Genomic DNA, 15,207 nt, shown 5'->3' with positions numbered 1-15,207 from the left:
ATTGGCGAGAAGGAATAGTTGAATGGTCCGTCGCACCCGCGCCGCGATGCAAGAAACCCGCGCACTGTTATTGGCAACCGCCCGCCAGATGTTCACCGAAGTAGGGTATGCACACACCTCTATGGATGACTTGACCGCACGGGCAGGCTTGACCAGAGGGGCGTTGTATCATCACTTCGGTGATAAGAAGGGTTTGCTTGCAGCGGTGGTAGAGCAACTCGATGCGGAGATGGACGTGCGGCTGCGTGCGATTACCGACACTGCTGAGGATGACTGGGAAGGTTTTCGCCAGCGTTGTCGAGCCTATCTGGAAATGGCGCTGGAACCTGAGATTCAGCGTATCGTACTGCGCGACGCCAGAGCAGTATTTGGGGGTGGCTCGCCAGAGGCGCAACGACATTGCATGGAGTCTTTACGCCAGTTGATCGAACGGCTGGTGCTGCAAGGCGTATTCATCGACATCCACGCCCAGGCGCTAGCCGCTTTGATATATGGCAGTTTGGCGGAGGCGACGGTGTGGATCGCAGAGACAGAGGAGGGCGAACAGCGACTGGCGCAGGCGACTCAAGCGTTCGAGTCGCTGTTGCGAGGGGTCTTGAAATAACGCTTAGACCCATGGCCACTCCAAAACGCGTCGCCTGGAGGGAACGTCCAGGCGTCGCAGTATCAAGGCCGGTGGCGTTCAAGCTTATGTTCGCTGCAGCGGCAAGGCATGTTCAATACTGGTCGGAGCGCACCCATTTACCTATACCCACGTTTCTCCAGGTGGGCGCTACAGCACTGGAGAGTGCGCCTGAGCGCGTTCGGGATGTATCAACGTTGTCAATGTCTGCGAAAGACACCGTTACGCGCTGGTCTTTGTAATTCAAACTCCTGAGCACGAATGTGCCGTTTTTCTCATCGATGCTCTCCAATATGCCTTGAGCCGCTAGTGGATTTCCGCCTCCCGTGGTTGTCTTGCGCCAGACCAAGAGATAGCGATTAAGCGACTGCTTGAGCTCAGCTGTGACCTGGGCACGCATGACATGATCGTTGACATAGGCTTCACATGCTTGTTGCACAGGGCGGGTAATGTTCCTGATTTGCCGCTCACGGTCGTAGAAATCCTGATAAGGATCTGCCTTGGACGACGCTGAATCGTAGATCACATTTCGGCGACGCAGGTGCTCAGAGATATCACGTGAAGCCAGCTCGGCCGCTGCAGCGTCAGCAATGGCGTCAGTGCCATTTTCACCTGAGGTTGCTGTGCTTGCATCTTGGGTCACTGATTCAAGGGCTTTGTCCAAGGTGCTCGGGGCCGCGTCCTGCATCTTGTAACAGGCTCCACAGGCAGCTTCGTAGGCGATGAAGGCAGCTTCATGAGCATTTTCATCATCGTTCACCAACGCTGCATCCAGTGCTTTACGAGCTTTGTCTCGGGCAACGATAGGCGCGCCCAGTTCAAGAGCGGCAACAAAAACGCCCCAGACAAGCGCGTATACCTGGGCATCCCGCAGCGCTCGCACGAGATCCGGAGCCGTGGCGACATGCTTGTTTTCAGTGATGACAGCAAGCCGTTGTTGCACCGAGTCATAGGTTTGGCAATCACGAATACTTGAGAGCAGCGCATCCAGTTCTGTAGCCATAGTCCGAATCCTTGTGACCGTGGGGTGGGCGTGTGCCGAAACTTCCGTTTGCTGGCGCGCCTATGTTCAGGCTGGGGCTCGAAAGGCTGCTACTGGCATTTGTGAGAGTTGACTGCTTGCAAGCTAGGTGTTCGGGCAGGTTGCGGATGTACTCGGAGCTGCACCAATCGCGATATGAGTGGGAAGCCCAGGCAGTTTCAGACTACGTGTTGCGTGTCACTGGCGGGCTAGTAGGGCCGCTTCATTGAAAGGCCTTCGTTGTGATGTGCAATGATGGATACGAACCAGCGGCGACGCTGAGCTTGTCGTGACGGCATGAGCTCCGATCACTAGCCAGTCAGCACTGATCGTGATCCAGCCCCAGCAGCCTTATACATGATTTAACATAATACACATTATGCGCACCCAGGCATTTCCTGCTCGATACCAACCCGGGGTACATTTGAAGCCAAGAATCGCTTACAGCGTCCTCTCGTAAGATCGTTTAAGGAAACCGTCCTCCCATGTCCCACCATCCATCAGCAGACCACATCATCGACCTTTACGACCGCCATGCATTTACTTGGCACCAAAAACGCGCCAATCACTTCACTGATCGCAAATGGATTGCGCATTTCGGGAACATGCTGAAGCCGTCAGCACGTGTTCTGGATCTGGGCTGCGGCTCTGGCCAACCTGTGGCGCGACACCTGGTCGAAATCGGCGCCTGCGTTGTGGGTGTTGATTCGTCCAAACAGATGCTGATCCTGTGCAGTGCACAGTTTCCTGAGCAGCAATGGATTCACGCAGACATGCGCACACTTACATTGGGCTGTCAGTTCGACGCAATCATTGCTTGGAACAGCTTTTTCCACCTAAAGCCCACCGATCAGCGCCTGATGTTCCCGATTTTTCGTCGCCATGCGGCCCCAGGGGCGTTGCTCATGTTTACAAGTGGGCCCTCCCATGGCGAAGCCTTGGGTACATTCGAGGGCGAGACGTTGTATCACGCCAGCTTGAGTACCAATGAATACGTCGATCAGTTACACGCCAACGGGTTCGAGGTGCTTGATCACGTTGTTGAAGATCCGGATTCCGGGGGACTGACAGTATGGTTAGGGCGTCTCCTACCCTAACTCAATATTCTTCTCAGTAATAACTACACTAAATATTCATTTAGTTTAGTTATATAATTGACCTAGGTTGTCGTCGCCTATCCATCCCTTCCGTACCAGGTTTTCATTGGGCGATGCGTGCCGACCGAGCCCGCCATTCCATCCCTCGCCGAATTCCAGGCCCTCATCCAGATAACTTAAATCCGCCTCTGGAACCTATCCTCGCCGTGCACAGTCTTTGCCAAAGATACCCCAGCATCACCACTCGCCCGCCGCCCATACCCTGGCCCATGCCAGCGATGGCTACGTGGCCCTCTCGAGAGCACGTCCTTGGAAAATCCTAGGCAATCCGCCCCGCATCGCTCGCTTGACTGGTTGAACTTCTTCCTTGCCGATGTACGTGACGGACTTGGACCGTACCTTGCCATCTATCTGCTCGCCGTTCATCAATGGCAGCCCGCGAGCATAGGGCTGGTCATGACGATTGCCGGTGTTACTGCCCTGCTCGCTCAGACGCCCGCCGGCGCCCTGATTGACCGTACGCCCGCCAAACGTGCCGTTGTGGTCATAGCGGCAGTCCTGGTAACCGGGAGCTGTCTGTTACTGCCTTTCATCACATCATTCACTTGGGTTGCCGTCACGCAAACCATCAGCGCCTTGGCCGGCTCCGTGTTCGCGCCGGCGATCGCAGCCATCTCTCTGGGGCTGACCGGACCGAAGGCGTTCACGCGACGCGTGGGGCGCAACGAGACCTTCAACCATGCTGGAAATGCTTTCTCTGCACTACTGGCCGGTGGCCTCGCCTACCTGTATGGGCCGGTGGTGGTGTTCTATCTGATGGCTGCATTGACCGTGGCCAGCATCATCGCGGTAGCCTGCGTCCCGGGCGCTGAGATTGACCATCACGTGGCTCGAGGCCTGACCCATAGCCCGAACGATCAGGACAATCCGGCGGGCTTGGCGCTGCTGTTGCATAACCGCACATTGCTGCTCTTCGCGATCTGCTGTGCCTTGTTCCATCTGGCCAATGCGGCCATGCTGCCGTTGGTAAGCCAGAAACTCTCTCAAGTCGACCTGCGCCTGGCCACGCCATTGACCTCGGCTTGCATCGTGGCAGCCCAGTTGGTCATGGTGCCCATGGCGCTGCTGGTCGGGGCGCGTGCCGAACAATGGGGGCGCAAGCCGTTCATGCTCGTGGGGTTCCTGATACTTCCACTGCGCGGCGCGCTCTACACCTTGTCTGACAACCCCTTCTGGCTCGTAGGCGTGCAGCTACTCGATGGCATTGGCGCGGGCATTTTCGGGGCGCTGTTCCCGATCATCGTCAAGGACCTCACCGAGGGTACCGGGCGGTTCAACGTAAGCCTTGGCGCGCTCACCGCCGTGTTCGGCCTTGGTGCTGCGCTGAGCCCTGGTCTGGCGGGGTTCGTCGTCCAAGCAGCGGGCTACAATGCCGCGTTCCTGACGCTGGCCGGGATCGCAGCCTGCGCATTTGTTCTTGTGCTGGTCGCCCTCCCCGAAACGCACCCACGCCAGGGCGATGCGCCCTCCTCTTCTATGCCGTCAACCGCCGGAAACTGAACCCTTGATGCACCTGAGCCAAACATCGTTGATCATCTGGATCGTCTCGGCCCTGGCCACTGCTGGCGTCATACTCAGACCCTTCAAGGTGCCCGAATTCATCTGGGCCCTAGGCGGTGCCACCGTACTCGTGCTGTTTGGGCTGATTGCCCCGATGAACGCTTTGGCGGCGGTGGTCAAGGGGAGCGACGTCTACCTGTTTTTGATCGGCATGATGGTTCTGGCCGAAGTGGCCCGCCAGGAGGGGCTTTTCGATTGGGTGGCTCGTTATGCCGTAGGCCATGCCCAAGGGTCTGGTCAACGGCTGTTCAATCTGGTTTTCCTGGTCGGCACCCTGGTGACCGTTTTTCTCTCGAACGATGCCACTGCCGTGGTTCTGACGCCAGCAGTGTATGCCGCCTGCAAGGCCGCCAAGGCTGAGCCTCTGCCCTACCTGTTCATCTGTGCATTCATCGCCAATGCAGCAAGCTTCGTTCTGCCCATTTCCAATCCCGCCAACCTGGTGGTATTCGGCAGCCAGATGCCTCCTCTGCTGGACTGGTTAAAGCAGTTCACCTTGCCTTCGTTGGCAGCCATCGCGGCGACCTATGTCATTTTGCGTATCACCCAACGCCGTCAGATCTGCCAGCCGCTTGCGTTGACCGTGCAAATACAGCCTCTTCCAGCCGGTGCGCGCCTGTGTGCATGGGGCATTGCGCTGACTGCCTGCGTGCTGCTGGGTGCATCGGCGCTGGACGTACCACTAGGCCTACCTACTTTTAGCGCTGGTATTGCTACCACCGCGCTGATCCATTTGCGCCAACGGCGCAGTCCGATGCCAGTCCTGCGACACGTCGCCTGGAGTGTGCTGCCATTGGTTGCGGGCTTGTTCGTGTTGGTCGAAGCTGTGGCTCAGACAGGCGCGATCGAACAGCTGGCACATGCGCTCATGACCCTGGAGCAGACGTCTCAGACCGCTGCGAGCTGGACCGCGGGGGTGGGTGTAGCCGTGGCTAGCAACTTGATGAACAACCTGCCGAGTGGGCTGATTGCCGGCTCCATGGTCGATATCGCCCACCTCCCTCGGCAAACTACCGCCGCGTTGCTGATTGGGGTCGACCTAGGTCCGAACTTGTCCATTACCGGATCCCTTGCAACCTTGCTCTGGCTGGTGGCGATTCGACGTGAAGGCGAGTCTGTCAGCGCCTGGCAATTTCTGCGCCTGGGGCTGCTGGTCATGCCGCCAGCTCTAGCCGCAGCGCTGTTGGCCCTTATGGTCTGAGGCTCAACTGGGCATCCGATCACTGCTCGCCGCTGCGCACGCGCTGTCTAGGTTGACACCCGCGAGGAAGGTGGCAAAGTGATCGCGAAGCGCAGGTGCCCAGTTTGCCCTTCAGGGTTAGGCGGCCGAGGGTGACCACTTGGCCGCTCTCGGGATGTTCCAGGACGGTATCCTTGATGCCGAGCCGCCATAGCACCAGCATGAAGGAGCGCAAGTCGACGTGAGGCGACCCCTGCTCGACCTTGCGCAGCAGGTGCGGCGATACACCAATAGCGGCCTTGATATCTGCCTGTCGGATACTAAGTAGCTAAATGCCATTTAGCACATCTGCCCTAATCGATCCTGCATTCCGCCCACGCTATATTTCGGTTCTTTCATCGCTAAGGAACCATCCCCATGACCCGCTTCAAGCTGATCGCCATTACCGGGGCTCTATTGGCCATGGCCGGCTGCCAAACGGTCAAGCCGTCTGATGACACCCTTAAGAAGCGTACCGAGTTCGTGCTCAACACCAATGTGTCGAAAGTGGAAGATGTGCGCAGCGACAGCACCATCACCTACTACACCGCCACGACTGGCAAAGGGCGGTTCGAATGCCAGATGCCCAGTGGTGCACTTGTCGCTGCGGCGGGCATGGGCATTTATCAACCCACCCCCAGCTGCGTGAAAGAAGGCCAGACCGGCCGCCTGTGACCAGGGCTGCGGCCGCTTTCAACAGGGAGGCAAGGTGGGCTCACCACAGAGCGTGCGCAGCATGGCTCGCAATTCGGCCGGGCGCACAGGCTTGGACAGCACTGCGATATCGCGACCCTGTACCGCGTCCTGTATTCGGTCCGGATCATGCCCCGTCATGATCAAGGCTGGTACAGCCCAGCCCCGCTCGCTGCGCAGCCGCTCGATGCAATCGACTCCGGTGGCGTCCTGGCCAAGGTCATAGTCGGCAACGATGACGTCACAGTCCTCATTCGAAGCGGCAGCAGAACTGTGCCCATCCACTTCGCACCCCCAGCGCTGCAACAGGGCCGACGTTGCCCTGAGCACGTTATGGTCGTCTTCTATCAGGCAGACTCGCAGGCCGCTGAGCAAACCTGCAGCGGCAAGCTCGTGCTCAGGCGCTGGCAGTGTAGGTTGAGGCGTTATCTGCGCGAATCCCTTCAGGCTCACGGTGGTGCCGTGGCCGGGTCGAGATTGCAGGTGCACCTGCACGTCCATCAGCCGTGCAAGCCGACGAACGATCGACAGGCCCAATCCGACGCCCTCGACGTCCTTGTCGCGCACTTGCCTGACCCGGTAGAACTCCTCGAACACCAGCGTCTGGTGTGCAGGTTCGATGCCTCGCCCCTGATCACAGACCATGATGGCAAGACATCCCTGGCAGCGTCGGACACCCATCAACAGTGGCCGTCCCGGTGCGTACTTGAGGCTGTTGGAAAGGACGTTCTGGACCATAGTCGTCAATATGCCGCGGTCTGCACGCGTCCAGTAGGCACAAGGCCGCACCCGTATCTCCACCCCCGCCCAGCGAGCAGCCTCGGCGTGCTCACGCGCAAGGGTCTCGAGAAAATCGCCCAGGGCAAAGGGCTCATGGCGCGGCTGCACACGCCCGTTGTCCAAGGTGTACAGGTCCAGAATCGAACGAAACAGCTGGGACACATTCAGCAGCGATCGATCAATGCTGTCCACCAGCCTGCGTTCCTCCTCGCCCAGCCGCGCCTCGCGCAGGCAAGCGGTGAACAGACTGATGGAGTGAATGGGTTGGCGCAGGTCGTGACTCGCCTGGGCCAGAAAGCGGGACTTCTCGAGATTGGCTGCAGCGGCCTGCTCCGAAGCTCGGCGCGTGCGTTCGAGCAGCAAGTGCGCATAGACGGGGATCACGGTGCTGGTGGTCAGCAACATCAGCACCAGAAAAGGGTTGGCCTGCCAGTAAGGCGTCAGTTGGTACACCGCAACCAAGGCGATCAGCGCCAGTCCGGTCGCGATGGCCAGGTACCGGGAGCCGAAACGCATGCCGTTGCCCAGGTTGACCCACACCATCACGGCATACAGGGGCAGCGCCGCCTCACCGCCGACTACCAGGCCGAAGCAGGTGCCTGTGTAGTCGTGCACCATGCCCAGCACCCGGCGCCACGGATAGTGCCCCGGCCAGCGTGCGATGGCCTGGCGCAGAAGCACCGATACCAGGAGAAAGACGACAATGTAGACGACCACCGGCACGTAGAGCGCAGCAGAACGGTCCAGCAGAAAGACCAGCATCGCCACATAGGCGAAGGCGCAACTGCCAACGACCAGACGCAAGTTCGCTTGATCGAGCTCGTTGTTTTTATCCAGGGCCATGGCCGGAATCCTTTTCATCAGGCGGCTTTGCTCCCGTGACGGGGCGGCACGCACTTGCCAGGGCTGCTACGTTAACATGGCCCGATCGACCTGCGGCCAAAGGGAGTTGCCAAGCGTGACCAGTCGAATAATCGTGGCGGACGACCATCCGCTTTTCAGGGAAGCCATGGTGCGTACCGTCTACCGTGTGCTGCCAAGCGCCCATGTAGCTGAGGCCGGCAGCCTGGATGAGGTACTGCAGCTTGCCAGCGTCGGCGAGGCCCTCGACACCTTGATCCTTGACCTGCGTTTTCCGGGCCTGGATTCCGTCAGCCGCCTCGCCCAGCTCAAACGCCAACTGCCGCGCACGACCTTGATCGTCGTCTCGATGGTGGATGATCCGGTCATCATCGACCAAGTCATGGCTTGCGGCGTTGATGGTTTCATCGGCAAAAGCCTGAGCGCCGAGCAAATGGGCGCTGCGATCCTTGCCGTTCGAGCCGGAGAAGTGTTGGTGCGCTTCGCGCCCTCAGGGCTGCTGCCGGTCGCCAATGCCGACTCGGGTACCGAGCACCTGACTCAACGCCAACAAGACGTGCTGCGCTTGATCGCTCAGGGCAAGACCAACAAGGAGATAGCCAAGGCCTTGGATATCTCGCCCTTCACGGTGCGCATCCACGTTTCGTCACTGCTCAAGGCACTTAATGTCAGCTCGCGTACCGCTGCTGCCGTCAAGTACTCGGCCGGGTAGCACCGTTGGTCAGACCTGCGCCTGCCTAGACGGACTTCTACGCGTGCGGTGGTGCTCTGAACAAGTGAGAGGCCTGGCAATGGCTGTGCCCCTCACTCCTGTGTTGGCCCGCCGTCAGGGCGGGCCTTTTTTTAGAACCAGCGGAGGCGCGCGCAATGATGCAGAAACTGATGATGGGGGGCGGCAATGTCCAGGACGACTGGCCCGAGCTTGAGCAAGAGCAGCGCAATGATAAGGTCGATGACCCGGACACTGATCCCGGTCTGACCGATGAAGACCAGGATCGGCCAGGCGTGCCTGCCAGCGATCCCGAGGCGGGTGCGTGATCGGTTGATGATGCAGGCTGCGCAATCAGGCGGTGGTGGCAGGGTCTTCCAGGGACTGTCCAGGCTTGCTGCCTGATAGGCGCCAGGTCACGTCCGTGACGCCGTAGCGTTCGGCCATGGGCCGGCTGACCTTGCGGATTTTCTCGCGCCCGAATTTCGGAATGATGCCAATGCCTGCATCGCAGCTCGCCCAGTGCCAGGCTTCGGCGTTATCCAGGCGTTCAAGACGAATGATGAAGGTGCGGGGCTCGCCATGGAGCCGATAATCGATGATGTACAACTGGGGACTAGGCATCGCTGCACCCTCCTCTTTTGCGTGGATGACCCTGCGATGGAGTGCAGCTCGGCGATAAAGATTCAATCGAATATGCGTCATTGCTCCCAAGGGGTGCCTGGCACAGCCTTTGGCAGGCACCCAGGATGAGTTCAGCCACGCGCTTCGTTCGTTGCACTACGCCCGCCGCCGTGGCTGTTCTGACCACCCTTACGGCCAGCCTGCGAAGCGCGCTCACGGTCATTGGCGAAGTTTCCACCTGAAACCTGACCCCCTTTCTGCCCAGCACGGGAGGCCTTTTCGCGGTCATTGGCGAAATTGCCCGGGTTGGTTTCCTTGGTGCCGCCACGTTGACCGGTCGATTTTTGATCACGAGCCATATCGTTTCTCCTTGCGGTTCTGGAAGTGCGCATGGCACGAAGCCGCGCCCTTCATCAGAACCCGTGCGATGACAGGCTACTCAGTCCCAAGGCATGGATTGCAGATCGGTGGCGCGAATGGATTCTCTGGCCGAACACTTGCGGGCCAGCCATTAGCGCCTCGTAAAGGCGCTCGCGAATATCCTCGCGCGTTGCCTATAATGTCGCTCCTCCTGCCCCGCGACATGTCGATGGGCTGTCCGTCAGGTCTGTACAGGGCACCGCCATGAAGTCGACCGTTAACCAGCCCGCCGCGCCCCATCCTTCGAACCTGAGTCCTAGTCATCTCAATTTCCCGGTGGTGGGTATTGGTGCTTCTGCAGGGGGGATCGAAGCCATCTGTACCCTGTTCAGGCAGATGCCTGCCGACTCTGGCATGGCATTCGTCATCGTGCTGCACTTGTCTCCAGACCATCAGAGTGTCGCTGATCGAATCATTCAGGAGACCACCGGCATGCCGGTGAGCCAGGTAACGACGCCGGTACCGATTGAACGCAACCATGTATACGTGATCTCCCCTGCCAATCGGCTGTCGACCAATGACGGCTATCTGCGTGTGGCACCCGCCAACAGGCGACGCGGTGACCATGTGGCGATCGACCTGTTTTTCCGTGACTTGGCCGACGTACACAAGGACCATGCCTTTTGCGTGGTACTGTCCGGCACCGGCGCAGACGGCGCCGTAGGGTTGGCGCGCGTCAAGGAGCAAGGCGGCGTCACTTTGGTGCAAAGCCCGGATGATGCCCAGTATGACAGCATGCCCAGGGCGGCCATCGAAACCGGGCTGGTCGACGTTGTGCTCCCGGCGGCAGAGCTTGCCCAAAAGCTGATGGGGCTGTGGCATAACGCACGGCAGGTCAACCTCCCACGCATCGAGGATGACAGCCTGCCGCCTGCGCTGGGTACCCGGGCGGGCGACCCGGAGTCATGCGAACCTTTGCTGGAAGAGATCCTGCTGCAACTGCGTAGTGCTACCGGGCATGACTTCCAGCACTACAAGCGCGCCACCGTGCTACGACGGATTGAGCGGCGCCTGCATGTCACGGGGCAGGCCGACCTGCGGGCTTACCTGCACTACCTCGAAAACCACAAGGAGGAATCCGCCGACTTACTGGCGGACATGCTCATAGGCGTCACCAATTTTTTCCGCGACCGTGAAGCGTTCGAAGCCTTGGAACGAATTGTCATGCCCCAACTGGTGGGCGAGCCGGACTCGGCTGACAACCCGGCAGAGATTCGCATCTGGTCCGCCGGCTGCTCGACAGGAGAGGAGTCCTACAGCCTGGCCATGCTGACATGCGAGCAGTTGGCCGTGGACCAACGTGCCAATAACGTACAGGTGTTCGCCACCGATCTTGACGAGCGCGCCATTGGCCATGCCCGCACGGGTTTGTATACAGAGTCCATCATCACCGACGTGCCGCCATCGCGGCTGCGCCAGTTCTTCGTCAAGGAAGACCAGCATTATCGAGTACGCAAGGAAATACGCGAGAAAGTGCTTTTCGCGCGGCATAACCTGCTGTCCGATCCGCCCTTCTCGCAATTGGGCTTGATCGTCTGTCGCAATCTGCTGATTTACCTGGACCGCGAAATCCAGCGTGACATCCTGCGCATGTTCCATTTCGCCCTGCGCCCGGGTGGGTACCTGTTCCTGGGCTCGTCCGAATCGGCAGAGCTGGCTGGCGAGCTGTTTGCAGTGGTGGACAAGCGTAATCGCATCTACCGGGCGCGCGAGGTCGCCGGTGCCGGCACGCGTCCGGGGCGTTAGCTGCAAGGGGGTGATCTAGGCGCTCTGAAGCAGCCGGCCACCGCCAAAAGCAGAGCCCAGCGCAAGCCCTCCTATGCAGAGGTGCACCACCGCGCACTGGCGCGCCGAACCCCGCCGAGCCTGATCATCGACGGTGAGGGTACCATCCTTCATCTGAGTGAAGGGGTCGGGCGCTTCATGCAACTGGGCAGCGGTGAATTGAGCCGTAACTTGCTCAACCTGGTACTGCCCAGCCTGCGACTGGCGCTTCGCAGCACCCTGTTCCAGGCGCGCCAGGGCACCCATGCGGTCACCTCTCGCCCTGTGGACCTGGGCGAGGATGACCAGCGCTGCCAGGTAGAGATTACGGTGCAACCGCATAAGGATGAGCAGACAGCCGGCGAATACCTGCTGGTAGTGTTCGAAGAGCGCGCGCCCGATCCGTCATTGCCCTTGGTCGGTGCCATTCGCCAGACCGACAGCATGGTGCTGAACAACCTGGAGCGAGAGTTGCAGCGCACGCGCTTGCAATTGCAGGAGACCATCGAGCAGTCGGAGATCTCCAGTGAAGAGCTCACCGCCTCCAATGAAGAGATGCAGACCATCAACGAAGAGCTTCGCTCGGCCAGCGAAGAACTTGAAACCAGCAAGGAAGAGCTGCAGTCGATCAACGAAGAACTGTTGACCGTCAACTACGAGCTCAAGAACAAGGTCGAGGAGACCGACAAGGTCAATGACTACCTGCGCAACTTGATTGCCAGCACTGACATCGCCGCCGTGTTCGTCGACCGCAACCTGCACATTCGCTGGTTCACCCCGCGTGCGACCGACCTGTTCAACATGCTGCCGGTGGACACAGGCCGCTCTCTGCTCGACATCACTCATCGCTTGGATTACCCCGCTCTGGCAGATGATGCGCGTGCCGTGGTCAATGGCGAGCACATCATCGAGCGCGAAATCGGAGGCCAGGCCTACCACTGGTACCTGGCCAGGTTGCTGCCCTATCGCTCAAGCGAACAGAAGATCGACGGGGCCGTGCTTACCTTTATCGACATCAGCAAGAGCCGCGCGGCCGAGGAGCGTCTGCGACTTGGCGAGGAACGCATGCGAGTAGTCGCTGAAAGTACCCACGAATTCGCCATCATCCTGTTGGATGAGCAGGGCTTGATCACTGATTGGAACACAGGCGCCACATTGATCTTCGGCCATGAAAAGGCCGATGTGGTGGGCCGGCATTACCAGCTCATCTTTACCGAGGAAGATCGCCAGCACGGCATTCCCGAGCAGGAGTTGCAAAGGGCGCGCACCAACGGCCGTAGCCAGGATGAGCGCTGGCACATGCGCAATGACGATAGCCGCTTCTATGCCAGCGGTGAGATCTCGCGCTTGAAAGGCAATTCATTGCGTGGTTTCGTGAAGATCGCTCGTGACTTGACCGGGCACAAGCGCCTGCACGATGAACAGAGCAAGCAATTGGCCGAGTCGCAAAGCAGCAGCCACATGAAGGATGAGTTTTTTGCCATCATGTCCCACGAGCTCAAACACCCGCTCAACCTGATCCAGCTCAACGCCGAGATCCTGCGTCGCCTGCCTTCGATCGCCCACATCGCCGCTGCGAGCAAGGCGGTAGCCACCATCCGCGAGGCGGTCGCCAGCCAGGCGCGCATCATCGACGATCTCCTGGACGTGGCCCGTATCCGTACCGGCAAGCTCAAGCTCAAGACCGAAGCAGTAGACGTGGCTGCCATCGTCGAGGGTATCCATGGGGTTGTCGTCAGCGAGCAGCCTGACTCGGCAGTGGTGCTGGAGCTGCCTGCTGACCGTCTACCGCTGTTCATCGACGGGGATAGCACACGCTTGGAGCAAGTGATCTGGAACCTGCTCAACAACGCCCTGAAGTTCAGCCCGCCCGGTAGCGCCATTCGGTTGTCGCTCAGCCACGATGACACGCAGGTGTCGCTCAGCGTGATAGACCAGGGCATCGGCCTCACGGCAGACAGCCTGGAGCACATTTTCGATCTGTTCAGCCAGGCAGCGTCGCCGCTCGGGCACGCGGCTCGAGAGGGTCTGGGAATAGGGTTGTCGCTGGTCCGTCAGTTAGTGGAGGCCCATGGCGGAAGCGTAAGCGCGTACTCCGCAGGCCTCGGTCAAGGCTGTACGTTCACCGTCACTCTGCCCTTGTCCCAGAGTGGTAGAGGTGAGCAGCTTGCCTGCCAGCAACCTGAACGCATGGGTCGCCTTGATGGCTTGCACGTGCTGCTGGTGGACGACTCGCCCGAAGTGCTCGACGTCATGCAACAGCTCCTGGAAATGGAATGTGCGCAGGTAAGCGCGTTCGCTGACCCGCGCCAGGCGCTCGAGGTCGCCAGGGACACGAAGTACGACGTCATTCTGTCGGACATCGGCATGCCAGTCATGGACGGCCATGCACTGATAAAGGCCCTGCGAGACATGAAGCACCTGCAGCACACGCCGGCCATCGCCCTGACTGGCTATGGGGCGAGCGCCGATCAGCACCGGTCGAAGCAATCAGGCTTTGATCGCCACCTGAACAAGCCCGTCGGCTATGACGAATTGGTAGAGGCCATCGAAAGCCTGCACGATTCGGTTCTATACTGACCGTTCGTCGGTGAATTGTTACAGTTTTATGACTTTTTTACGGTTCTCGGCGACTAATTCCTCATAGGAATGTGATTCGCCGGAGTACCCATGAAATCTGCCAAGCCCCGCGCAACCATTATCTGTCGGCATGGCAAACACGCTCATAAATGGCTATGGGTTCGCAAGCAAAACGCCCCTTGGACGCTGCCAGGTGGCAAAGTTGAGCCTGGTGAGACGCCGCTTGAGGCGGCCCAGCGTGAATTGCTAGAGGAGACAGGTCTGCAGGCCCACAATTTCACGCTGCTGATGCGCCACGAGACGCCCCAGCGCATGCACTATGTCTTCGAGGCCGAGTTTGATGAAGCGCCCCAGCCTTGCGCCTTGCATGAGATCGCTGACTTTCAGTTCGCGCATTTCGAAAACGTCAGCACGCTCAAGCAAGACATCAGGAAGTTGATTCGCTCGTTGCTCGAGTGTGACGCGGCTACTGCGGCGTCTGTTCGCTGACGCCCTCCTCGACTGGCTGCTATCTGGAGTACAGGCGTGCCGCTTTAGGCGTGCACGCTCCATTGACAGTCGCCCGCCTCAATCGGCAAATCGTCGATCGCATGAATCATCCCGCTGTCCAGAGCTTCTTGTGGGCCAAGGATCCGTGGGGCCGCCATCAGGTAGCGGGGCACGTCAAGCGCCTGCGCCGCGCCTTCCGTGCGCTGAGCCACAATCTGGGCGTACAGGCGCAAGTCATAATCCAAGCTCATTGCATATTCGGCCATCCGAGAGTGATCGATGGAACCGTGCAGCGTCCAGTGGAAGGGATGGAACAGGAACTTGCTGTAGGTGCACGCGGTGCGGCGCTCGCCGGCCAGAAACAGGATGTTGCCCATCGACTCGACCGTGCCAAGGTTATGCGTGTGCACAGTGACAGGCAAAGTCCGCAGGTAGTTATACAAGGTAAACCCGTAGCTGCACTCGCCGCCCATGGTGGCAACATTCAGCTGCACCACCTCGGCCCCCTGGTTCACAGCCTTGGTACAGGTGTTGATCAGGTTGCCGCAGGTAGAAGAATTGATAGGGCCGGTGAAATGGATGATGTGTCTGGCCATGCGCACCTCCAAGAAGTGTCGATACAGAGCGTCGGTCACCACCCTGCCTGTCTAAAAATGGAATCGAGCTCATCTGCAAAGTTCAATTCCACCCCCGGCCACCGCCATTGAT

General features: G+C 59.4%; 12 protein-coding genes and 2 pseudogenes. 9 read left to right on the top strand and 5 right to left on the bottom strand.

The window, feature by feature from the left end:
* Positions 1-22: 22 nt before the first annotated feature.
* Complete coding sequence (locus NMB38_RS11160) at positions 23-604, top strand: TetR/AcrR family transcriptional regulator (protein WP_028687560.1); 582 nt, start codon at positions 23-25, stop codon at positions 602-604.
* Positions 605-716: 112 nt separating this feature from the next.
* On the opposite strand, the gene NMB38_RS11155 is transcribed toward NMB38_RS11160, so the two are convergent.
* Complete coding sequence (locus NMB38_RS11155; RefSeq protein ID WP_494354781.1) at positions 717-1,625, bottom strand: hypothetical protein; 909 nt, start codon at positions 1,623-1,625, stop codon at positions 717-719.
* Between the two features lie 503 nt (positions 1,626-2,128).
* Here NMB38_RS11155 and NMB38_RS11150 point away from each other — a divergent pair.
* From NMB38_RS11150 to NMB38_RS11135, 4 genes are all read left to right on the top strand, one after another.
* Complete coding sequence (locus tag NMB38_RS11150; protein WP_049695950.1) at positions 2,129-2,740, top strand: class I SAM-dependent DNA methyltransferase; 612 nt, start codon at positions 2,129-2,131, stop codon at positions 2,738-2,740.
* A gap of 309 nt (positions 2,741-3,049) precedes the next feature.
* Positions 3,050-4,300: an MFS transporter gene (locus tag NMB38_RS11145; protein WP_125922221.1), complete on the top strand. Its 1,251-nt coding sequence runs from the start codon at positions 3,050-3,052 to the stop codon at positions 4,298-4,300.
* A gap of 7 nt (positions 4,301-4,307) precedes the next feature.
* Positions 4,308-5,561 carry an arsenic transporter gene (locus tag NMB38_RS11140; RefSeq protein WP_027915580.1) on the top strand — a complete coding sequence of 418 codons (1,254 nt, stop codon included), beginning with the start codon at positions 4,308-4,310 and terminating at the stop codon, positions 5,559-5,561.
* A 396-nt stretch (positions 5,562-5,957) separates the two neighbouring features.
* Positions 5,958-6,254, top strand: a complete 297-nt coding sequence (locus NMB38_RS11135; RefSeq protein ID WP_254286792.1) for a hypothetical protein — start codon at positions 5,958-5,960, stop codon at positions 6,252-6,254.
* Positions 6,255-6,272: 18 nt separating this feature from the next.
* Here NMB38_RS11135 and NMB38_RS11130 read toward each other — a convergent pair whose 3' ends face one another.
* A complete protein-coding gene (locus NMB38_RS11130; RefSeq protein ID WP_206406023.1) occupies positions 6,273-7,895 on the bottom strand; it encodes an ATP-binding response regulator in 1,623 nt (540 codons plus the stop codon).
* A 115-nt stretch (positions 7,896-8,010) separates the two neighbouring features.
* On the opposite strand from NMB38_RS11130, the gene NMB38_RS11125 reads away from it, so the two are divergent.
* Positions 8,011-8,625 carry a LuxR C-terminal-related transcriptional regulator gene (locus NMB38_RS11125; RefSeq protein ID WP_027915583.1) on the top strand — a complete coding sequence of 205 codons (615 nt, stop codon included), beginning with the start codon at positions 8,011-8,013 and terminating at the stop codon, positions 8,623-8,625.
* A gap of 155 nt (positions 8,626-8,780) precedes the next feature.
* Complete coding sequence (locus NMB38_RS11120) at positions 8,781-8,951, top strand: hypothetical protein (protein ID WP_154665202.1); 171 nt, start codon at positions 8,781-8,783, stop codon at positions 8,949-8,951.
* A gap of 25 nt (positions 8,952-8,976) precedes the next feature.
* Here NMB38_RS11120 and NMB38_RS11115 read toward each other — a convergent pair whose 3' ends face one another.
* The gene (locus NMB38_RS11115; RefSeq protein ID WP_027915584.1) at positions 8,977-9,246 is read right to left on the bottom strand and encodes a DUF6555 family protein; all 270 of its coding nucleotides are present in this window, start codon (positions 9,244-9,246) and stop codon (positions 8,977-8,979) included.
* Between the two features lie 131 nt (positions 9,247-9,377).
* Positions 9,378-9,551 (bottom strand): annotated as a pseudogene (locus NMB38_RS11110) (con-10 family general stress protein); the annotation flags it as partial.
* A 319-nt stretch (positions 9,552-9,870) separates the two neighbouring features.
* On the opposite strand from NMB38_RS11110, the pseudogene NMB38_RS11105 reads away from it, so the two are divergent.
* Both NMB38_RS11105 and NMB38_RS11100 read left to right on the top strand, forming a co-directional pair.
* A pseudogene (locus NMB38_RS11105) lies at positions 9,871-14,010 on the top strand (CheR family methyltransferase).
* Between the two features lie 90 nt (positions 14,011-14,100).
* Complete coding sequence (locus NMB38_RS11100; RefSeq protein WP_028687533.1) at positions 14,101-14,499, top strand: NUDIX hydrolase; 399 nt, start codon at positions 14,101-14,103, stop codon at positions 14,497-14,499.
* A gap of 44 nt (positions 14,500-14,543) precedes the next feature.
* Here the strand turns inward: NMB38_RS11100 and NMB38_RS11095 are convergent, their stop codons facing one another.
* Positions 14,544-15,095: an ATP-dependent Clp protease proteolytic subunit gene (locus NMB38_RS11095; RefSeq protein ID WP_027915588.1), complete on the bottom strand. Its 552-nt coding sequence runs from the start codon at positions 15,093-15,095 to the stop codon at positions 14,544-14,546.
* Between the last annotated feature and the right edge of the window lie 112 nt (positions 15,096-15,207).

The sequence above is a fragment of the Pseudomonas sp. FBCC-B35 genome (assembly GCF_059133755.1).
The sequence above is the reverse complement of the archived record's forward strand: the minus strand, read 5'-3'. Positions and strand labels throughout refer to the sequence as shown.